The 20,015-nt window shown below is 70.2% G+C and carries 17 protein-coding genes; 8 read left to right on the plus strand and 9 right to left on the minus strand.

Annotated elements, in window-relative coordinates:
- Nucleotides 1-70: 70 nt before the first annotated feature.
- A complete protein-coding gene (locus tag ACFVJX_RS13240) occupies nt 71-1,045 on the minus strand; it encodes a helix-turn-helix transcriptional regulator (protein ID WP_384127066.1) in 975 nt (324 codons plus the stop codon).
- A gap of 62 nt (nt 1,046-1,107) precedes the next feature.
- Here ACFVJX_RS13240 and ACFVJX_RS13245 point away from each other — a divergent pair, with 62 nt between their 5' ends.
- Nucleotides 1,108-2,652, plus strand: coding sequence for an MFS transporter (locus tag ACFVJX_RS13245; protein WP_384127064.1), 1,545 nt, complete (start codon nt 1,108-1,110; stop codon nt 2,650-2,652).
- A gap of 115 nt (nt 2,653-2,767) precedes the next feature.
- Here ACFVJX_RS13245 and ACFVJX_RS13250 read toward each other — a convergent pair whose 3' ends face one another.
- On the minus strand, nt 2,768-3,541 hold the full coding sequence (locus tag ACFVJX_RS13250) for a DUF6227 family protein (protein ID WP_384127063.1): 774 nt from the start codon (nt 3,539-3,541) through the stop codon (nt 2,768-2,770).
- Nucleotides 3,542-3,675: 134 nt separating this feature from the next.
- Entirely contained in the window at nt 3,676-4,785 is a 1,110-nt protein-coding gene (locus ACFVJX_RS13255) for a P1 family peptidase (protein ID WP_384127062.1), read from the minus strand.
- A 379-nt stretch (nt 4,786-5,164) separates the two neighbouring features.
- Between ACFVJX_RS13255 and ACFVJX_RS13260 the strand changes: the two genes are divergently transcribed.
- From ACFVJX_RS13260 to ACFVJX_RS13285, 6 genes are read left to right on the plus strand one after another with little or no spacing between them, the layout of a single operon-like run.
- On the plus strand, nt 5,165-6,316 hold the full coding sequence (locus tag ACFVJX_RS13260; RefSeq protein WP_384127061.1) for an MFS transporter: 1,152 nt from the start codon (nt 5,165-5,167) through the stop codon (nt 6,314-6,316).
- A complete protein-coding gene (locus ACFVJX_RS13265) occupies nt 6,313-8,637 on the plus strand; it encodes a molybdopterin oxidoreductase family protein (RefSeq protein ID WP_384127059.1) in 2,325 nt (774 codons plus the stop codon). The genes ACFVJX_RS13260 and ACFVJX_RS13265 overlap by 4 nt, the downstream gene beginning before the upstream one ends.
- A gap of 7 nt (nt 8,638-8,644) precedes the next feature.
- Nucleotides 8,645-9,247 carry a 4Fe-4S dicluster domain-containing protein gene (locus ACFVJX_RS13270; protein ID WP_384127058.1) on the plus strand — a complete coding sequence of 201 codons (603 nt, stop codon included), beginning with the start codon at nt 8,645-8,647 and terminating at the stop codon, nt 9,245-9,247.
- On the plus strand, nt 9,244-9,972 hold the full coding sequence (locus tag ACFVJX_RS13275; RefSeq protein WP_384127057.1) for a ubiquinol-cytochrome c reductase iron-sulfur subunit: 729 nt from the start codon (nt 9,244-9,246) through the stop codon (nt 9,970-9,972). Before ACFVJX_RS13270 ends, ACFVJX_RS13275 begins: the two co-directional genes overlap by 4 nt.
- Nucleotides 9,969-10,349, plus strand: a complete 381-nt coding sequence (locus tag ACFVJX_RS13280) for a hypothetical protein (protein ID WP_384127055.1) — start codon at nt 9,969-9,971, stop codon at nt 10,347-10,349. Before ACFVJX_RS13275 ends, ACFVJX_RS13280 begins: the two co-directional genes overlap by 4 nt.
- A 60-nt stretch (nt 10,350-10,409) precedes the next feature.
- The gene (locus ACFVJX_RS13285) at nt 10,410-10,685 is read left to right on the plus strand and encodes a hypothetical protein (RefSeq protein WP_384127053.1); all 276 of its coding nucleotides are present in this window, start codon (nt 10,410-10,412) and stop codon (nt 10,683-10,685) included.
- Between the two features lie 5 nt (nt 10,686-10,690).
- On the opposite strand, the gene ACFVJX_RS13290 is transcribed toward ACFVJX_RS13285, so the two are convergent.
- From ACFVJX_RS13290 to ACFVJX_RS13315, 6 genes are all read right to left on the minus strand, one after another.
- A complete protein-coding gene (locus tag ACFVJX_RS13290; RefSeq protein WP_384127052.1) occupies nt 10,691-11,206 on the minus strand; it encodes an MscL family protein in 516 nt (171 codons plus the stop codon).
- A 123-nt stretch (nt 11,207-11,329) separates the two neighbouring features.
- Nucleotides 11,330-11,830 (minus strand): hypothetical protein, encoded by a 501-nt coding sequence (locus ACFVJX_RS13295; RefSeq protein ID WP_384127051.1) that lies wholly within the window; start codon nt 11,828-11,830, stop codon nt 11,330-11,332.
- 462 nt (nt 11,831-12,292) lie between these two features.
- Complete coding sequence (locus tag ACFVJX_RS13300; protein ID WP_384127050.1) at nt 12,293-13,126, minus strand: S-methyl-5'-thioadenosine phosphorylase; 834 nt, start codon at nt 13,124-13,126, stop codon at nt 12,293-12,295.
- 168 nt (nt 13,127-13,294) lie between these two features.
- Nucleotides 13,295-13,666, minus strand: a complete 372-nt coding sequence (locus tag ACFVJX_RS13305; protein WP_384127048.1) for an FmdB family zinc ribbon protein — start codon at nt 13,664-13,666, stop codon at nt 13,295-13,297.
- A gap of 66 nt (nt 13,667-13,732) precedes the next feature.
- Nucleotides 13,733-15,016: an MFS transporter gene (locus ACFVJX_RS13310; RefSeq protein WP_384127046.1), complete on the minus strand. Its 1,284-nt coding sequence runs from the start codon at nt 15,014-15,016 to the stop codon at nt 13,733-13,735.
- Between the two features lie 331 nt (nt 15,017-15,347).
- The gene (locus tag ACFVJX_RS13315; RefSeq protein ID WP_384127044.1) at nt 15,348-16,982 is read right to left on the minus strand and encodes a potassium/proton antiporter; all 1,635 of its coding nucleotides are present in this window, start codon (nt 16,980-16,982) and stop codon (nt 15,348-15,350) included.
- Nucleotides 16,983-17,259: 277 nt separating this feature from the next.
- Here ACFVJX_RS13315 and ACFVJX_RS13320 point away from each other — a divergent pair, with 277 nt between their 5' ends.
- Complete coding sequence (locus ACFVJX_RS13320; RefSeq protein ID WP_384127043.1) at nt 17,260-20,010, plus strand: penicillin acylase family protein; 2,751 nt, start codon at nt 17,260-17,262, stop codon at nt 20,008-20,010.
- Nucleotides 20,011-20,015 lie beyond the last annotated feature (5 nt).

Raw genomic sequence — 20,015 nt, forward strand, 5'->3', positions numbered from 1 at the left:
ATCCCTTTTTACGAGGCCGTTTGCGGGGCCGTGCGTGGGGCCGTTTACGGGGCTGCTCATCCCCCTTTTTTCACGGCGCTGCTGAGGACATGGCGGCGCGGGTGAGCCTGGAGCCCAGGTCGTTCAGGTACGTCACCAGCTGCGGCGGCCGGTGCGCGGTGAACTCGCAGTCCACCAGGGCCAGCCGCAGCGCCACCCACTCCAGCGAGTCGGACAGCACCGTGCGCAGCCGGCAGCTCTGCTCGCCCGTCGGTTCCAGCGGCCCGATCGAGGCGGGCAGCCGCGCGGCGACGAACTCCGCCGGGGCCGCGAAGCTCACCTCGACCGCCAGCTCCGGCTTGATGCGCGACATGGAACGGCTCAGGAACTCCGCCGCGTCGCCGGTGGGCAGCGCACGGGGCGCGAACCGGGCCCCGGTCGCGAACGGATCGCTCACCCGGTCGACCCGGAAGGTGCGCCAGTCCTCCCGCTCCAGGTCGTACGCGACCAGGTACCAGCGCCACCCGGTGCTGACCAGGCGGTACGGCTCGACCTGCCGCCGGGTCTCGGCCCCGTCGCCCGCGCGGTAGGCGAACCGCAGCCGCTCCCGGCCGGTGATCGCCGACGCCATCACGGTCAGCGTCTGCGGGTCGATCGTCGCCCCGTCACCGCGGGTCAGCGGCACCGTCGCGTTCTGGAGGACCGAGACCCGGTGGCGCAGCCGCGACGGCAGCACCTGCTCCAGCTTGGCGAGCGCCCGCACGGAGGCCTCGTCGACGCCCTCGATGGCGTGACCGGCCCCGGCCCGCAGTCCCACCGCGATGGCCACCGCCTCCTCGTCGTCCAGCAGCAGCGGCGGCATGGCCGCGCCGGCCACCAGCCGGTAGCCGCCCACTGCGCCGCGCGACGCCTCGACCGGGTACCCCAGGTCGCGGAGTCGGTCGATGTCACGGCGGATCGTGCGCGGGCTGACCTCGAGGCGGTCGGCGAGTTCACTGCCCGGCCACTCACGCGGCGTCTGGAGCAATGACAGCAGATTCAGCAGTCGTGCCGGGGTGTCGGTCATGTCACCCAGGATGCCCGCCCATTGGGTCACGACCTGACCTAATGGACGTTTAACTTCTTCATATGACTTCTCCCGCACCCCAGCCGTCCGGGGCGGCCGCCCTCCCGGCGTCCTCGGACTCCTCGGACCGCCGCAGGTGGTTCGCGCTGGCCATCGTGATGACCGCGGCCTTCATGGACCTGGTCGACGTCACGATCGTCAACATCGCCATCCCGAGCATCCAGCGGGACACCGGCGCCACGTTCAGCTCGATCCAGTGGATCACCGCCGGATACGCCCTGGCCTTCGCCGCCGGGCTGATCACGGGTGGCCGGCTCGGGGACATCTACGGCCGCAAGCGGCTCTTCCTCATCGGGATCGGCGGCTTCACCCTGGCCTCCGCCCTCTGCGGCTTCGCGGCCAACCCGGAGATGCTGGTCGCCTCCCGCATCCTCCAGGGCGGCACGGCCGCGCTGATGGTCCCCCAGGTGCTGTCGATCGTGCACGCCACCTTCCCGGCGCACGAGCGAGGCAAGGTCTTCGGTCTGTTCGGCGCGATCGTCGGCCTCGGCGCGGTCTCCGGCCCGCTGCTGGGCGCGCTGCTCACCGAGTGGAACATCGCCGGCCTCGAATGGCGCCCGATCTTCCTGATCAACCTGCCGGTCGGCATCGCGGGCCTGATCCTGGGGAGCAGGTTCATCACCGAGTCCAAGGCGCCGAAGGCGCTGCGCCTCGACCTGACGGGCGTGGCGCTGGTGACGGCGGGGATGCTCATGCTGATCTACCCGCTGACCCGCGGCGAGGAGCTGGGCTGGCCGCTCTGGGGCTACCTCTCGATGGCCGGCAGCCTCGTGGTGTTCCTGGTCCTCGTGCTCTTCGAGCGGGCGAAGGCGAGCCGGGACGGTTCGCCCCTGATCGAGCTGTCGCTGTTCCGGGTCAAGAGCTTCGCGGCGGGCATCGCCGTACAGCTGACCTTCGGAATCGGCCTCGGCATCTTCTTCCTGGTCTGGACGCTGTACATGCAGCAGGGGCTCGGCTGGAGCGCGCTGCGGGCCGGTACGACCGGTATCCCGTTCTCGGTCGCCGTCTCGTTCGCCGCCGGTATCTCCGTGCAGAAGCTGGTGCCGCGCTTCGGGCGCAAGGTGCTCCAGGCGGGTGCGCTGCTCATGATCGCCGGTCTGCTGCTCTACATCTGGGAGTCCGATCGCTACGGCATGGGGATCACGTCCTGGCAGATGGCACTGCCGCTGGTGGTCATGGGCGTCGGCATGGGTCTGATCGTGGCGCCGCTGGCCGACGCGGTGCTCTCCGAGGTCCCGAAGGAGCACTCGGGTTCCGCCTCCGGACTGTTCAACACCGTGCAGCAGATGGGCAACGCGCTGGGGCTCGCGCTCGTCTCCGTCGTCTTCTTCGGGGCGATCGGCGACAAGCTGACGCCGCCGCAGGTCGGTCCCGCGTTCGCGGAGGCCTTCGAGCACTCGCTGTGGTGGGTGGCCGGTGTGCTCGCGGTCATCTTCCTGCTGATGTTCGCACTGCCGTCCCGGCCGAAGCAGCACGTGGAGGGCGGCGAGGCGGCCGAGGCCACCTTCCCGGCGGAGCCTGTCGACGAGCCCGTACTCACGCACTGAGACGAGCCCGTGCTCACGCACTGAGACCGGCCTGTGCAGGCTGCTGAGCGGACGGAGAACTGGACGGTGCCCGCACCCCCCGGGGGTGCGGGCACCGTCCACGTTCCGTGCGGGTTCAGCAGATGCGTGTGCGGCTCTCCATCGCGCCGCGTGCGGTGGCCTCGTCGCCGTACACCTCGCACATGTGGCGGCCGTCCGGCGTCGCCGTGTGCTCGACCTCCCACAGGCTCGTCTCGCTGCCGTCCAGGAGCAGGAAGGCGTGCTCGTACAGCGTGAAGCCCGCGTCCCGCCCGTCGACCCGGCACTGCCGGCCGAAGACCTGCGTGATGTGGTGGGCGAAGGCGGCCCGCAGCAGATGGGCGGTCCCCTCGCCCGGCACGTCCCCGTTCTCCGCGCGGCGCAGCACCCGGCGGGCGTGGTCCGCGGAATTGTCCGGGGCGTACATCCGGGGGAGCGGGGCCGGGGGCGCGGCCATCAGGGCCGTGAGGATGTCGAGGTCGGCCTGCGGTCCCTCGTCCCCGAAGACCGGGGCGTCGCGGAAGCCGCCGGCCAGCCGGGCCGCGGCGATGTGCACGTCCGCCTCGTCGTCGTAGAGCTCGTGCTGCCGGCCGTCGGTCTGCGACGAACCGTGGCGTTGGTCCGCGGTGTTCCGCTGACCGCAGTGCACCAGCTCCCAGAGGGTGAACGGGCTGCCGTCGGCCAGCAGATACGTATGCCGGTACGTCTCGCGGTGCAGGGTCGAGCTGTGGTGCGAGGAGTGCAGGGAACTGCTGTGGGCGAGGGCTGTGCCGAGCCGCTCCACCGTACTGTCGGGCAGGTCGAACGAGTTGAGAGCCCGTCGCAGGAGTCGCTCGAGGTGCTGCTCGGTTGTCTCGTACGGATCGCTCAAGGTGCTGTCTCCAGGCCGTCGCCGCGTGTTACCCGATGCGTGCTTAACGTAGTCCCTGGGTCCGACATCGTGACCGGGGTTCAGGAAAACGTACGCCGCACGCAGAAGGTTCCCGGCGTTTCGTCCGAACTTCCTTACGCGGAGGGTGAGTCGGTTCCCCCGCCGCTGCCGCCCGTCCTGCCTCGCGGTGGCCGCTGTGTGCCGTAGAGATCGCCGTACGCGGGATAGGTGCCGCCGCCCTCGCGGCCGTTGACGCCCGTGGCCGCCCGGACCGCCTTCACGATGGCCCGGGTCACGGCCTCCGCACCCGCTGCCAGCAGGCCGTTGAGCGCGACCGGGTTCGCCGGGTCCAGGGGCAGTCCGCCGGTGGCCAGGGCGAAAACGGTGTCCCCGTCGGTCAGCAGATGTACCGGCCGGATGGCGCGAGCCAGTCCGTCATGGGCCGTGCCCGCGAGCTTCTGCGCCTGCGCCCGGCCGAGATCGGCGTCCGTGGCGACGACGGCGAGCGTGGTGTTGAGCGGGGGGCGCGTGTTCTCGTCGTGCGCCTGCGCCAGGCGCTGTTGCGCTGCCCGGTGGACCTCCGGCGCGGGGGCGACGGCAGGTTCGGTGCCGCCGTACTCGCCGTACAGCACCCCGGTGAGCGGATCGAGTACGGAGCCCGCCGCGTTCACCACGACCAGGGCGCCGACCGTGATCCCGGACGGCAGCAGGACGCTCGCCGTCCCCACCCCGCCCTTCAGCCCGCCGGCGACCGCGCCCGTACCGGCGCCGACGCACCCCTGCGCGACCGCAGTCCCCGGTTCGGTGCGCGCGGCGTCCTCCACCGCGGCCCGGCCGGTCGACGCGTCCGGGCGGGCCCGCCAGTCGCCGCCCCGGCCCAGGTCGAAGACGCACGCCGCCGGGACCACGGGGACGACCTGCGCCGGATCGGCCCCGACCCGCACGCCGCGCCCCTGCTCCTCCAGCCAGGCCATCACCCCGGACGCCGCGTCCAGGCCGAACGCGCTGCCGCCGGTGAGGACCACGGCATCGATGCGCTGCACCAGATTGCGCGGATCGAGCGCGTCCGTCTCCCGGGTGCCGGGGCCGCCGCCGCGCACATCGACGGCGGCGACGGCGCCGCCCTCGGGGGCCAGGACCACGGTGGTGCCGCTGAGCGCCCCCTCGCCTGTGAGCCGCGCGTGCCCGACCCGCACCCCGGCGACATCGGTCAGCGCGTCCAGCCGGTCGGAGGGGGCTTTCACGTGCGGCGGGTGCGAGGGGTGCGACGGCCGGTGCGGCGGCCGAGGCGGCGGCGGGGGTGCGGCCGACGGCTCCGGGCGCTCCGGTGATCGGTGTCGGGGCTGCTCCGACGGCTCCGGGGTGTCCTGGCCGGTCATGCGGTGCTCCTCGTCGTGCGGGTGGCCGTCTGCGGGCCCGTGCTCGGTGAACGTACAGGGGTGGACGCGGTGGACGCGGCGGACGTGGCGTACCGGTGCCACGGGGGTCCGCGCCGCGGATGCGACAGAGGTCCGCACCGCTGATGCGCGGATCCAGGAACCCCCGAAGGCCGCGGTGCGACGCGCTCACCCCGTGGAGTCGCAAAACAGGACCAATCTCCCCATGCGGTCCTACGGTGACGGAGTGACCGAGCCACCAGAACCCTCCGCTGCCGCCGCGCGATCCGCCCACGGCGCCGGTGCCGGCTCGTCCACGACGGCCGCTGCCCCGCCGGCGGCCGAGGGGCCCGCCCGCGGCGGCGGTGCGGTACCCCGGTCCGCCACCGCGCGCGCGACCGCGGCCGGCGTCATCGTCTCCCTCCTGCTCATCGTCGCGATCGTGCTCGGCAGCAGACTTCTGGAGAACTTCGACTCGGCCCTCCTGCCCTATGCCGTGGCCACCGTCTTCCTCGCCTTCGGGGTGGCCTACCGCTACACGGTCTGGGTCTCCGCCCCGGGCGCACGACGGCTGTTCAGGAAGGGCTGGGGGAGCCTCTTCTCGGTCGCCAACTTCCGTAAGGCCCCCACCGCACTGCCGAAGATGATCGCCACCTACCTCGGCTTCCAGAAATTCCTCGGCGCCCGCTCCCACGCCCGCTGGGCCGCCCACCAGCTGATCTTCTGGGGCTGCATCCTCGCCTCCCTGATCACCTTCCCGCTGACGTGGGGCTGGTTCACCTTCACCTCCGGCAGCGGGTCCGGACCCGGTTACGAGATGCGTATCTGGGGCTTCAAGATCATCGGATTCGATTCCCTGGACATCCTCGGCTGGCTGATGTTCCACGGCCTGGACATCGCCGCGGTTCTCGTCATCCCCGGCGCCTCCTACTTCCTGTGGCGGCGGATGAAGGACCGCGGCGCCATCACCGGCCAGCGGTTCGCCTACGACCTGGTGCCGCTGATCGCGCTCATCGTGATTTCCGTGACCGGCCTGCTGCTCACCTTCTCCTCGATCTTCCTGCACGGCGGGGGATACGAGTTCCTGGCGATCCTGCACATGGTTTCGGTGGTCTTCACCCTCATCTACATCCCGTTCGGGAAGTTCTTCCACATCGTCCAGCGTCCCGCCGCGGTCGGCATGCAGCTGTTCAAGTACACCGGCCGGCAGGACCAGGAGGTCTTCGGCTGCCGCCGCTGCGAGGAGCCGATCGACACCGCCCCGTACATGGACAACCTCCGCTCCACCATGCGCGACCTCAGCCTCGACTTCGACGCGTGGGCCGAATACTGCCCGCGCTGCAAGCGGGTGCTGCGCGGCAGTGCCTATCTCTCCCAGGTGAAGAAGGGCTTCAAGTGACCGCGGACCCCCGAGCGGCCGAACCCCGGGCGATCGTGCCCCTCGACCCCTCCCTCGCACCGCCGGGCACCCGCGGCTTCCGGGACGCGGGTGGCATCCCCGCCGACCAGTGGCACGCCGACCAGAACGGCGAGACGCTCGTCCCCACCCACTGCTGCTTCTGCGGCGTCCAGTGCGGGATGTATCTGCGCGTCGACCGCGGCGGCAAGGTCTTCGGCGTCGAGCCCCGCAACCACGACATCAACCGGATGCGCCTGTGCCCCAAGGGCATCAACGCCTACCAGCAGGTCAACCACCCCGACCGGCTCACCGCCCCGCTCATGCGCCGCTCCCGCGACGAGGACTTCCGCGAGGTCTCCTGGGACGAGGCCCTCGACTACACCGTCGCCGAGATCAAGCGCATCCAGCAGACGCACGGGAACGACGCGTTCGGGCTGCTCGGCGGCGCCAGCCTGTTCTCCGAGAAGACCTATCTCGTCGGCAAGTTCGCCCGGGTCGCCCTCAAGTCCCGGCACGTCGACTACAACGGCCGGCTCTGCATGGTCAGCGCCGCAGGCGCCAACAAGCTCGCCTTCGGTATCGACCGGGCAGGCAACCCCTTCTCCGACATCCTGCTCACGGACTGCCTGCTCATCGCGGGCTCCAACGTCGGCGAGTGCTTCCCCGTGATGACCCAGTACGTATGGGGCGCCCGGGACCGCGGGGCAAGCCTGATCGTCATCGACCCGCGCGAGACGGCCATCGCCAGGACCGCCGACATCCATGTCGCGCTCAAGCCCGGTACCGACTCGGCGTTCTTCAACGCCGTGCTGAACGTGGTCATCGAGGAAGGGCTCACCGACGAGAACTACCTCGCCGCCCACGCCACCGGCTGGGAAGAGGTGAAGTCCAAGGCGGCCGAGTACCCGCCGGCCAGGTCCGCCGAGATCTGCGGGGTGCCCGCCGAACAGATCATCCAGGTCGCCCGCACGTTCGCCCGCGCGCCCAGGGCCATGGCCTGGCACGCCCGCGGCATCGAGCACCACTCGCAGGGCGTCGAGAACTGCCTCACCGTGATCAACCTCTGCACGGCCACCGGGCACATCGGCAAGCCCGGTGCCGGATACGGGACCATCACCGGCCAGGGCAACGGCCAGGGCGGCCGGGAACACGGCCAGAAGTCCGACCTGCTGCCCGGCGGCCGCTCCATCAACAACGAGGAGCACCGCCGGCAGATCTGCGAAATTTGGGGCATCGAGGAGTCCGAACTCCCGCCCGCCGGAACCTCGATGATGGAAATGGTCTGGCAGATGCAGCGCCGCGAGATCCGCGGACTGATCGGCGTCTGCAACAACCCGTTCGTCTCCCTCCCCAACTACAAGGTGGTCAAGGAGGGGTACGACGCGACTGAGTTCCATGCCCAATTCGACTTCTTCCTTTCAGAGACCGCGGCCAACGCCCATGTCGTCTTCCCCGTCACCACCTGGGCCGAGGACGAAGGAGTGATGGCCAACGCCGAGGCCCGGGTGGTCAAGCACAACAAGGCCCAGGACCCGCCCCCCGGAGTCCGGACCGACACCTGGGTGATGTGCGAACTGGCCGAACGCCTCGGCGCGGGCGACAAATTCGCCTTCGCCGACTCCCGCGCGGTCTTCGACGAACTGCGGATCGCCTCCGCCGGCACCGTCAACGACTACTACGGCATCACCTACGAACGGCTGGAGGAGACCGGCGGTATCGCCTGGCCCTGCCCCTCCACCGACCACCCCGGCACCCCCCGGCTCTTCGAGGACGGCAGGACCTACCACCCCGACGGCAAGATCCATATGCAGGTCGTCGAATGGCACCCGCCGATGGACCCGTACGACGACGAGCACCCGATGTCCCTCACCACAGGACGCACGGTCGCCCACTTCCTCTCCGGCAACCAGACCCGCCGCCTGGGCGCCCTCGTCGAGCAGACCCCGCGCCCCTGGGCCGAGATCCACCCCTCCCACGGCTTCCGCAACGGCGAACCGGTCCGCGTCGTCACCCGGCGCGGCAGCGAGGTCTTCCCCGCCCTGGTCACCGAGGCGATCCGCCCCGACACCGTCTTCGTGCCCTACCACTGGCCCGTCCCCACCGCGGCCAACGCGCTGACCATCGACGCCCTGGACCCCCGCTCCAAGATCCCCGAGTACAAGGTCTGCGCCTGCCGCATCGAGCACGCCGAGGCGATCGACGAGGTCCCCGCACCCCCTGTCGCGCCGGGCCATGCCGCCTACCCGGAGACCCAGGTCTCCCGTACCGACCCGTTGCCGCCCACGTCCCCGCAAGGCCGTGGCACATCGGAGAGGAGCTGAGGCCCGCATGATGGGCAGAACGATCTTCATCGACCCGGGGCGCTGCATCGGCTGCCAGGCCTGTGTCTCCGCCTGCCGGGAATGCGACTCGCACCGCGGCAAGTCGATGATCCACCTCGACTACACCGACGAGGGCCAGTCGGTCGCCTCCCTTCCCACTGTCTGCATGCACTGCGAGGACCCCGTCGCCCCGTGCGCCGAGGTCTGTCCCGCCGACGCGATCCTGGTGACCGCGGACGGGGTGGTGCAGCAGGCGGACACCACCCGCTGCATCGGCTGCGCCAACTGCGTCAACGCCTGCCCCTTCGGCGTCCCGAAGATCGACCTCCAGGCCAAGCTTCAGATGAAGTGCAACCTCTGCTACGACCGCACCGCCTACGGCCTCGCCCCGATGTGCGCGACCGTCTGCCCGACGGGCGCGCTCTTCTACGGCACGGCCGAGGAGCTCCAGGCCGAACGCCCCGGCGTCCAGGTCGCCGGCACCTTCGTCTTCGGCGAGAGCGAGGTCCGCACCGGAGTCGCCATGGTCGTCCCCGCCGACAAGGTCCAGTGGCCGGTCCCCGGCGGTCTGCCCGTCGTGGAGATCAACGGGAAGGACGTCCGCCGATGAGCGTCACCGAACAGCCGGCCCCCGGGGACCCGCGCGAGGCCCTGCACGACCGGATCGCCGCCGACTCCCTCACCACCCGGCGCGACTACCTCCGGATCGTCGCCACCGTCTCCGGCGGCCTCGCCGTCGGCGGTCTCGGTGTCGCCGCCGGCATCCTCCCGCGCCACGGCGACTCCGAGAGCGCCGAAGCGCCACCGCCGAAGAGGGTCAGCGCCCAACTGCTGCCCGGGGAGTCCGTCTCCTTCCGCTACCCGGACGAGGAGGACCGCGCGGTCGCCGTCCGGCTCAACGACGGGACCCTCGTCGGCTACTCGGCCATCTGCACCCATCTCGCCTGTGCCGTGCTCTGGCGGAAGGACCGCGGCTCCGAGGGCGAGCTGTACTGCCCCTGCCACGAGGGCGTCTTCGACGCCCGCACCGGCGAGGTCACCGCGGGACCGCCGCCCCGTGGACTGCCCAAGGTGGCGCTCACCGAGGAGACCGACGGCAGCATCTGGGCCGTCGGCACCACCCGCTCCGGCGAGAGCATCGAACACGGTCTGTGCCGCCGGCTGGGCGACGACCGCCCGGACCTCGCTTCACGGATCGGCTGCCCCGGAGCCAAGAAGGGCGCCGAGGCCCCCGAGGCGGCCGGAGCCACCGAGCCCCCCGGCCGCTCCCGTACCGGGGTCCTCGGGGCCGCCGGACCCGAGAGCGGTACCGAGACCCCGGGCAGGCGTACATGACCGACGCCCCGCAGCCCGCGCCCGGACCGCACTACCCGGAGTACCACCCGGGCAGCTCCCGTCCCGAACTCAACCGGCCCGTCCACGAGCGCTACCCGCAGATCCGGCCCACCAGCGGATACGGCGATCCACGCGTCCGTCACACCGGACCGGGGCCGGGAGCCGGCACCGACCAGGAGCCGGAACGCTCCTCGAAGCTCACGGCACGGCTGACCCTCGCCATGACCGTGGTCATCGGGCAGCTCTGGGGCCTGACCGTCATCATCGACGAATGGATGGAGGGCAACTCCGGCACCGCCTGGTGGGGGGCCGGATTCCTGTGCCTGTCGTTCCTCGTCGTGCTCGGTCTCTGGGCGCTGGACCCGAAGGACCGCTGAGGGCGGCGGCCGGGCACCGGAGGCCGGTGGTTCCTCGGAGGGCGGCCGTACCCTGGGGGTATGAGTGCCGCCCCCGCCCCCGGACCGCGTGATCCGAAGCCGGACCCGTCCGCCCCCTCCAACGACTCCCCGAAGCAGGACCCGAAGCAGGGCCTGAAACAGGACCCGAAGCAGGACCCGAAGCCGAAGCCGAAAGCGGCGCTGGTCTTCGACGATCCGCTGGACCAGCAGTCCTCGGACGACACGGACCGGGGCTGGGGAGAGCGGGCTCCGTCCGGCAGCAGCGCCGCCGACCTGTCCCGTTTCCTCGACGAGAAGCCGCCGCACCACGTCTGAGCGGGCTACTCCTTGCTGCCGGGCCCGGGGAGGCCGGCTCCGGGGGCACCGTCCGCCGGGCCGCTGCGCTGCGCGACCAGTGCGTCGCGGATCTCCTTCAGCACCTCCAGCTCGCTGACCTCCAGCGTCTCCTGCACGCCTTCCTTCGCCGCCTGTGCGGCCGCCCGCCGGGCGAGGTACTTCGCCATCGGCAGGACCATCAGGAAGTAGACGACGGCAGCGGTGATCAGGAAGCTGAGGGTGGCGCTGAGCACCGAACCCCAAAGGATCCGGATGCCCTCGATTGCCTCGCCCGTCTTCGGGTCCTTCACGCAGGGGCCCTTGAGGCAGGACGCGTAGTTCTCCAGGTCCTTGGTGCCGAACGCACCGACGAGCGGGTTGATGACGCCCTTGACGATCGCGTTCACGATGTTGCTGAACGCGGCGCCGATGACGACGGCTACCGCCAGATCGATCACATTGCCGCGCATCAGGAAGGCCTTGAAACCGTCCAGCAGATTGAACTTCTTCATCTCGCTCAAGGGTGAGCCGTCCTTCGTATGTGCCGTAAGGGGAGCGAACTCCTCCGCAACCTACGGCAGTACAAGGTGGAACAACCCAATTTCGCGTTGTCGTCAGGTGACATGGTGGCGCGCCAGTACGAATCAGCACAGGATCACCGCAAGACCGGCCGAAACCCCCACACCAGCCAGCGTCGCAGCGGTGGCCCGCGGAACGGACAGCACGATGAGCGCGCCGTTCTCCGTCGAGGCGTCGGCGGACGCCTGAGGCACCTGGGTCACCCGCGCACCCCTCGCCAGGATCCTGGCGTCGGCGCCGGCCTCCTCGGACGCGATCACGTCGACGTGATCTCCCGGCCGCAGCAGCCGGACGGTCGCCGCATCCGCGATCCGGACCGGAGCCGACACCAGCCGGGCCGCCGGCGACGCCCGCTCCCGTACCGCACCGGCATTACCCGTCGACGCGCCCGCCACCCCGTGAGCCGCCTCGCCGCTCCGGCCCCCGCTCCCGCCGAGGCTCGAAGCGGCCAGGGCGGCTGCCGTCAACGCCAGCCCGGCCGCCATCGCCCGGCGTCGGCGCCACACCGCCCGCCGTAACCGGTACCCGCCGCTCCCGCGCACCCGCAGCGGCGGGAAGGCGGGCACCCCGCAGGGAGCGGGCGCGGAAGCGCACGTCGGGGGAGGGCCGGAGGGCGGAACGGCCCGCGAGGGTGCGAACGAACCGGGTGGGCCAGGTGGGCCAGATGGGCCGGGTGGGCTAGGTGGGACAAGTGAACGGGGTGAGCCGGGTGCGCCGGGCGAGCTTGATGAGCCGGATGTGAGCATGCCGAACACCGCCTGCAACGGGGGAGTTGTGGGTGAACCGGGGAATTGCGTCCGCCCCGGATGAACACCCCTCACGATCCGGCATCCGAGAGATTCCCGCTGAGCCCTGTGCACGGCCGGGCCGATGTGGACAACTCCCTCACCCGGGACGGCGATGCTCACCCGGGACGGCGATGCTCACCCGGGACGGCGAAGCTCACCCGGGACCGCGAAGCTCACCCAGGGCGGCGACAGCCCACCCGGAACATCCCCCACCCCCCCACCCCGCGCCCCGCCACTGCCCTAAGGCAGCTCGATCCCCGTGTCCATCCCGTCCAGCGCGTGCGCGCACAGGCAGTCGCGGTCCGCCTCCGCGGGCAACCCGGCCACCGCGTCGAAGAGGACCGACCGCAGGCGGTCGACGTTGGCCGCGAACACCTTGAGCACCTCTTCGTGCGAGACGCCCTCACCTGACTCCGCGCCCGCGTCCAGGTCCGTCACCAGCGTCATCGTCGTGTAGCAGAGGCCCAGTTCACGGGCGAGTACGGCCTCCGGGTGGCCGGTCATGCCGACCACCGACCAGCCCATCGCCGCGTGCCAGCGCGATTCGGCCCGGGTCGAGAAGCGCGGCCCCTCGACGACCACCAGCGTCCCGCCGTCCACGGGCTCCCAGTCCCGGCCCCGGGCGGCCGCCAGAGCGGCCTTGCGTCCCGCGGGGCAGTAGGGGTCGGCGAAGCCGAGGTGCACCACGTTCGGCGCCACGCCGTCCGCCCGGGTCTCCCCGTCGTAGAACGTCTGGGTGCGGGCCTTCGTACGGTCCACCAGCTGGTCCGGCACGAGCAGCGTCCCCGGACCGTAATCCGGCCGGAGCCCGCCGACCGCGCACGGGCCGAGCACCTGGCGTACCCCTACCGAGCGCAGCGCCCACAGATTGGCGCGGTAGTTGATGCGGTGCGGCGGCACGTGGTGGCCGCGTCCGTGCCGGGGAAGGAAGGCGACCCGGCGGCCGCCGACCTCGCCGAGGAAGACGGAGTCGCTCGGCTCTCCGTAGGGCGTCTCCACGCGAACCTCGGTCACGTCCTCCAGGAAGGAGTAGAGCCCCGAGCCGCCGATCACACCGATCTCTGCGTTCACCATGCGATCACACTAGCGGGGCCGGAAACGCCGAGAACCCCGCCGAGTGGATCAGCGGGGTTGTCGGTCGCAGCAGGCGGAAGCCGGCCGCAGCGAGCCGAGCCGGAGCGGGGGCCCGACGGCTCCGGCAGCCAGCGAATCGGGCAGCCGGCGAATCGGGCAGCCGATAAATCAGGCAGCCGACGAACCGCTCGACGAAGACGAAGAGGAGGACGAGGACGTCGAGGAAGACGACGAACTCGAAGAGGAGGACGAAGACGACGAACTCGAAGAGGCCGAGGACTTGGTGTCCGACCCGGTCGAGGACGAGGCTCCGGAACCGGAGGCCTTCGCGGCAGCCGACGCAGGCGTGCTGCTCGACGAGGAGCCGCGGCTGTCGTTCCGGTAGAAACCGGAACCCTTGAAGACAATGCCGACCGCCGAGAACACCTTCTTGAGGCGTCCTTCGCAGTTCGGGCACACCGTCAGGGCGTCATCGGTGAACTTCTGCACCGCTTCGAGGCCCTCGCCACACTCGGTGCACTGGTACTGATAGGTCGGCACTTGTTCCTCCTGGCACTCTGACTCAATGAGTGCTAACGACGCTCCATAGTGACGTATTCCGCTGGATCAGTCCACCGTGACCGGCCCGCGGTGACCGATACCACGTGCCACGGTCCTCCCCGAGGTGCTCGGTACGAGCCGGGAACGCAGGCTCAGCAGGGTCGCCAGGGCCAGCACGGTGCCCACCAGCGGCACCAGGAATCCGGTGCTCGCGCCGTGGGCGTCCGCGAGCTGTCCAGCGACCGTCACGGCCGCCGCCTGGCCCAGTGCGACCGCGCCCGTCAGCCAGGTGAAGGCCTCGGTCCGGGCGGAGTTCGGCACCAGCGCCTCGACCAGCGTGTAGCCGCTGATCAGGGCGGGGGCGATGCAGAGACCGACCAGCAGCCCGAGTCCGGCCAGCAGCGGCACGGAGTGCACCGCCCACAGGCCCGACGCGGTCAGGGTCAGTGCCGCGTACCCGGCGATCAGCCGGCGCCGCGGTCCGGTCTTCCATGCGATGGCCCCGCAGGCGATCCCGGCCAGCATGTTGCCGGCCGCGAAGATGCCGTACAGCACCCCGTTCGAGCCGGGGCTGCCGATCTCCTCGGCGAAGGCGGTCAGTGAGACCTGCATGCCGCCGAAGACCGCCCCGATCCCGAGGAAGGCCACCGCGAGGACGCGTACGCCCGGTACCGAGAGGGCGGAGGCATGCCGCGGGGAGCCGGCGGGCCGGGCGTCGCGCACGCTCGGCTGGGTGGCACGCCGGGCGGCGAATAGCAGCCCGCCGGTCACCGTCAGCGCGGCCTCCGCGACGAGGCCCGCCGCCGGGTGCACCCCGGTGCAGAGCGCCGTGGCGATGACCGGGCCGATGACGAAGGTGAACTCGTCCGTCACCGATTCGAAGGCGGCCGCGGTCGACATCAGCGGCGAGGCCTCACGGCCGGGCGCCGCTCCGAGTACGGCCGCCCAGCGGGCCCGCACCATCGGTCCGATCTGGGGAATGGAGGCGCCCGTCGGCACGGCGGCCAGGAAGAGCGCCCAGATCGGGGCGTCCGCCAGCGCGAGCACCGTCAGGGCCGAAACGGACGCGGCGTGCACCAGCACGCCCGGCAGCAGGACGGCCCGCTGGCCGAACCGGTCGGCGAGCTTGCCGGTCTGCGGCGCGAACAGGGCCATGGAGACGCCGCTCACGGCGGCGACGGCGCCCGCGCTGCCGTAGGAGCCGGTGGTGTGCTGAACCAGCAGCACGATGCTGATGGTCAGCATGGCGAAGGGCTGCCGTGCGGCGAAGCCCGGCAGGAGGAAGGTCCACGCACCCGGAGTGCGCAGCAACTGCCCGTATCCGGGGCGGTCGGAGACCGTGGACACCACGGTCCATGCCTTTCTGCCGCCTGGTGGCCGTGCTCCTGCGGGCGGGCCGGCACATGAGTGCGGGGCCCGGTCAGGGGCTGCCGAGAGCTGTCCTCTTCGCGCGGAACTGCGGTAGATGCCGGGCGCTCGCAACAGAGGCGGAGGACGCCACGACCGCCATACGGTCGCGCCAGCTCTGCGTCAGGCAGAGTTGGTCGATCAAGATCGTTGAAAATCGATACTGCCCGCTGCGGAGCAGGGGCAGGATTCCTTCATGGTACAGGCGTAGTGCCGCATGTACCTGCGAATGCGGGTCAGTAACCCTCCGTAACCTGTGAACGCGGGTGCATATTCACCGGCGGGCCTTCGTCTCCCGGCCCTTCGCGTCCCGGTTCTTCGCGTCCCCGCCCTTCGTCTCCCGGTTCTTCGCGTCCCGGTTCCTTGTCTCGCGCGACGAAGTCCCCTCCGGGGTCCAACCCAGCTTCTTCACGGCCCTGAGGGCATTGGACACATGCGGTCCGGCGATGGCGTCACCGCCGGGATTGGCGGGGGGACTGGCCTCGGCCCCCAGCCAGCCGGCCAGCTTGCCGTTCTCGCCGACCGCGCGCAGCCGTGCCTCCGCCGCGTCGCGCACCGGATCGGTCGCCACCACCAGAAGTTCGTCACCGCGCCGCAGCACCGTCGACGGTGTGGGCACGAAGCTCTTGTCGTCCCGGACGACGAGGGTGACCGCGGCCCCCGACGGCAGCCGCAGTTCGCCGACCTCGACACCGTGCATCTTCGATCTGGCGGGGATGGCGACCGACAGCAGGTGCCCGCGCAGCCGCTCCAGGGGGGCCGACTCGATGCCGAGGTCGGCGGCTTCGGACGGGTCCTCGCCGATCTTGAGGGCCTTCGCGAGCCAGGGCAGGGTCGGTCCCTGGATGAGGGTGTAGACGATGACGAGCACGAAGACGATGTTGAAGACCCGGTTGGAACCGTCGATGCCGGACACCATCGGGATGGTCGCCAGGATGATGGGCACGGCGCCGCGCAGCCCGGCCCAGGACATCAGGGCCTTCTCCTGCCACGGCAGCCGGAACGGCGCCAGTGAGATGAAGACCTCCAGCGGCCGGGCCACCACGGTGAGCACCAGGCCCACGACGACGGCGGGCCAGAAGTCGTCCAGCAGGTCGTGCGGGGTGACCAGCAGACCGAGCAGGACGAACATGCCGATCTGGGCCAGCCAGCCGAGCCCGTCGGCGAAGCCGCGGGTGGCGGGCCAGTGCGGCAGCTTGGCGTTGCCGAGGATCATCGCCGCGAGGTAGACGGCCAGGAACCCACTGCCGTGGGCCATGGCGCCCGCCGCGTACGCGGACACCGCGATCGCCATCACGGCGATGGGGTAGAGGCCGGAGGCGGGCAGCGCCACATGACGCAGTCCGTACGAGCCGAGCCAGCCGACGGCGATGCCGATGGCGGCGCCGATGGCCAGTTCCAGTGCTATCTCGCCGACCAGGACGTACCAGTGGTCCACCGGTCCGACGGTCGAGAAGGCGACCACGAGGATCACCACGGGGGCGTCGTTGAAGCCGGATTCGGCCTCCAGGACGCCGGTGATCCGGGAGGGCAGCGGCACCTTGCGCAGCACGGAGAAGACCGCGGCGGCATCCGTGGACGAGACCACCGCACCGATGATCAGTGCCTGCCGCCACTCCAGCCCGACCAGGTAGTGCGCTCCGGCCGCCGTCACGCCCACGCTCACCGCGACGCCCACGAGGGAGAGCATCACGGCCGCGGGCAGCGCGGGTTTGATCTCTTTCCACTTCGTGCCGAGTCCACCCTCGGCGAGGATCACGACGAGGGCGGCATAGCCGATCACCTGCGTCAGTTCCGCGTTGTCGAACTTGACGTCGAAGAGGCCGTCCTGGCCCATGACGATGCCGATGCCGAGGTACAGGAGCAGGCTCGGGAGCCCGCTGCGTGACGAGATCCGTACCGCCGCCACCGCGACGAGCAGGACAAGCGAGCAGACGAGCAGGAGTTCGTTGAGCGTGTGGACAGTCAGTGGCCGGATCCTTCCCTGCGAACGCCTGCCGGATCGTTTCCCGGCAGCCGGTACTTCGTTACCTTACCTAATCTTTAACGTTTTCTTGATGCGTTCGAGTACTCGTGCGATCGCTACGCAATTCGAACCATCCCGATACCGCGTCAGAGGGCCTTCGGCGCTGCGCCTATGGTTGCTCCTGCACTCCCAGGACCACCCTGCCCCTCGAAGGACAGCGATGCCCGCCAACACAACCGCCTCTTCCGGCTCCACCGGTTCCGCCGGTGACAGGCCGCGCAAGAAGAAGGGGCGACGCGCCCGCCTGATCGTGATCGTTCTGGTGCTGGCGCTTGTCGCGGGTATCGGATACGGCACGTACTGGTCCGTATCCACCGTGCGGGCCTCGTACCCGCAGACCAGCGGGACAGCCCAGCTCGCCGGCCTCGACAGCAACGTCGAGGTGAAGCGCGACAGCTACGGCATTCCGCAGATCTACGCGGACTCCGATTCCGACCTGTTCCGCGCCCAGGGCTTCGTCCAGGCGCAGGACCGCTTCTGGGAGATGGACGTCCGCCGTCACATGACGTCCGGCCGGCTCTCCGAGATGTTCGGCTCCGGACAGGTCGAGACGGACTCCTTCCTGCGCACGCTGGGCTGGCGCAAGGTCGCACAGGAGGAGTACGACCACGTCCTGTCCGCGGAGACCAAGAAGAACCTCCAGTCGTACGCGGACGGCGTGAACGCCTACCTCAAGGGCCGCGACGGCAAGGACATCTCCGTCGAGTACGCGGCGCTGGGCCTCACCAACGACTACAAGCCGACGGAGTGGACCCCGGTCGACTCGGTGGCCTGGCTGAAGGCCATGGCCTGGGACCTGCGCGGCAACATGCAGGACGAGATCGACCGTTCGCTGATGACCAGCAGGCTCGACACGAAGCAGATCGAGGACCTGTACCCGGCGTACCCGTACGACACCCACAAGCCGATCGTCTCCGAGGGCGGGGTCTCCCCGGCCACGGGGAAGTTCGACCCGGCGGCGACGCCGTCCGACAACATCGCCTCGTCCACCGCGGCGGGTGCCACGGAGGGGCTGAACAGTCAGCTCGGCGCGCTCTCCGACACCCTCGACGAGATCCCCTCGCTGCTCGGCCCCAACGGCACCGGCATCGGGTCGAACTCCTGGGTGGTCTCCGGCAAGTACACGACGACCGACAAGCCGCTGCTGGCCAACGACCCGCACCTGGCGCCGCAGCTGCCCTCGCTCTGGTACCAGATGGGGCTGCACTGCCGCACCGTCTCGGCGACCTGCAAGTACGACACCGCCGGCTACACCTTCTCCGGTATGCCGGGCGTGATCATCGGCCACAACCAGGACGTCGCCTGGGGCTTCACCAACCTGGGCGCCGACGTCACCGACCTCTTCCTGGAGAAGGTCTCCGGAGACGGCTACCTGTACGACGGCAAGGTCAAGCCGTTCACCACCCGCGAGGAGACCATCAAGGTCGCGGGCGGCAAGGACCGGCACATCACCGTCCGTGAGACCAACAACGGGCCGCTTGTCTCCGACCGCAACAGCGAGCTGGAGAAGGTCGGCCAGAAGGCGCCCGTCACCAACGCGGCGCCGGACCGTGCGGACGGTTACGCGGTCGCCCTGAAGTGGACCGCGCTGGAACCGGGCCACTCCATGGACGCCGTCTTCGAGCTGAACCGCGCCAAGGACTTCACGACCTTCCGTGCGGCGGCCGAGCACTTCGAGGTTCCCTCGCAGAACCTCATCTACGCCGACACCAAGGGCCACATCGGCTACCAGGCGCCGGGGAGGATCCCGGTCCGCAAGTCCGGTGACGGCACGATGCCCAGTCCCGGCTGGTCCTCGGCGTACGGCTGGAAGAAGGACCCGATCCCGTTCGACGAGCTGCCGTACGAGTACGACCCGAAGCGCGGGTACATCGTCACCGCCAACCAGGCGGTCATCGACGAGGACAAGTACCCGTACATGCTCACCAAGGACTGGGGCTACGGCACCCGCAGCCAGCGGATCAACGACCTCATCGAGTCGAAGATCAAGGGCGGCGGGAAGATCTCGACCGACGACATGCAGAAGATGCAGATGGACAACACCAGCGAGATCGCCGCGCTCCTGGTGCCCGAGCTGATGAAGATCAACATCTCGGACAAGGACGTCCGGGAGGCGCAGAAGCTGCTGGAGGGCTGGGACTACACCCAGGAGTCCGACTCGGCGGCGGCCGCGTACTTCAACGCGGTCTGGCGCAACATCCTCAAGCTGGCCTTCGGCGACAAGCTGCCCAAGGAGATGCGGGTCAAGGGCGAGTGCCTGAACGTGCCCCCGGCCAAGAGCTCGGGCCCGGTCGACGAGCAGGACAAGCTGGTACGCGAATGCGGTCAGCGCGCCGCGGACTCGGCACAGCCGGACGGCGGTGACCGCTGGTACCAGGTCGTCGAGAACCTCATGGACAAGCCGGACAGCAACTGGTGGAAGACGCCGGCGAACCGCAAGGACGCGGCGACCGAGAACCGTGACGAGCTGTTCGCCCGTGCCATGGAGGACGCCCGCTGGGAGCTGACGGCCAAGCTCGGCAAGGACATCACCACCTGGAACTGGGGCCGGCTGCACCAGCTGACCCTGAAGAACCAGACCCTCGGCAAGGAAGGCCCCGGGCTGCTCCAGCGAGTGCTCAACCGGGGCCCGTGGAACCTCGGCGGCGGCGAGGCCGCGGTGGACGCCACCGGCTGGAACGCGGCGGGCGGCTACGAGGTCGTCTGGGTCCCGTCGATGCGGATGGTCGTCAACGTGGGGGACTGGGACAAGTCCCGCTGGATCAACCTCACCGGCGCCTCCGGACACGCGTTCAGCGCGCACTACACCGACCAGACCGACAAGTGGGTCAACGGTGAGCTGCTGGACTGGTCCTTCGGGACGAACGCGGTGGCCGGGGCGACGAAGGACACGCTGACACTGAAGCCGTAGGACCG

Source organism: Streptomyces sp. NPDC127177, assembly GCF_042672475.1.
Classification (GTDB): Bacteria; Actinomycetota; Actinomycetes; order Streptomycetales; family Streptomycetaceae; genus Streptomyces.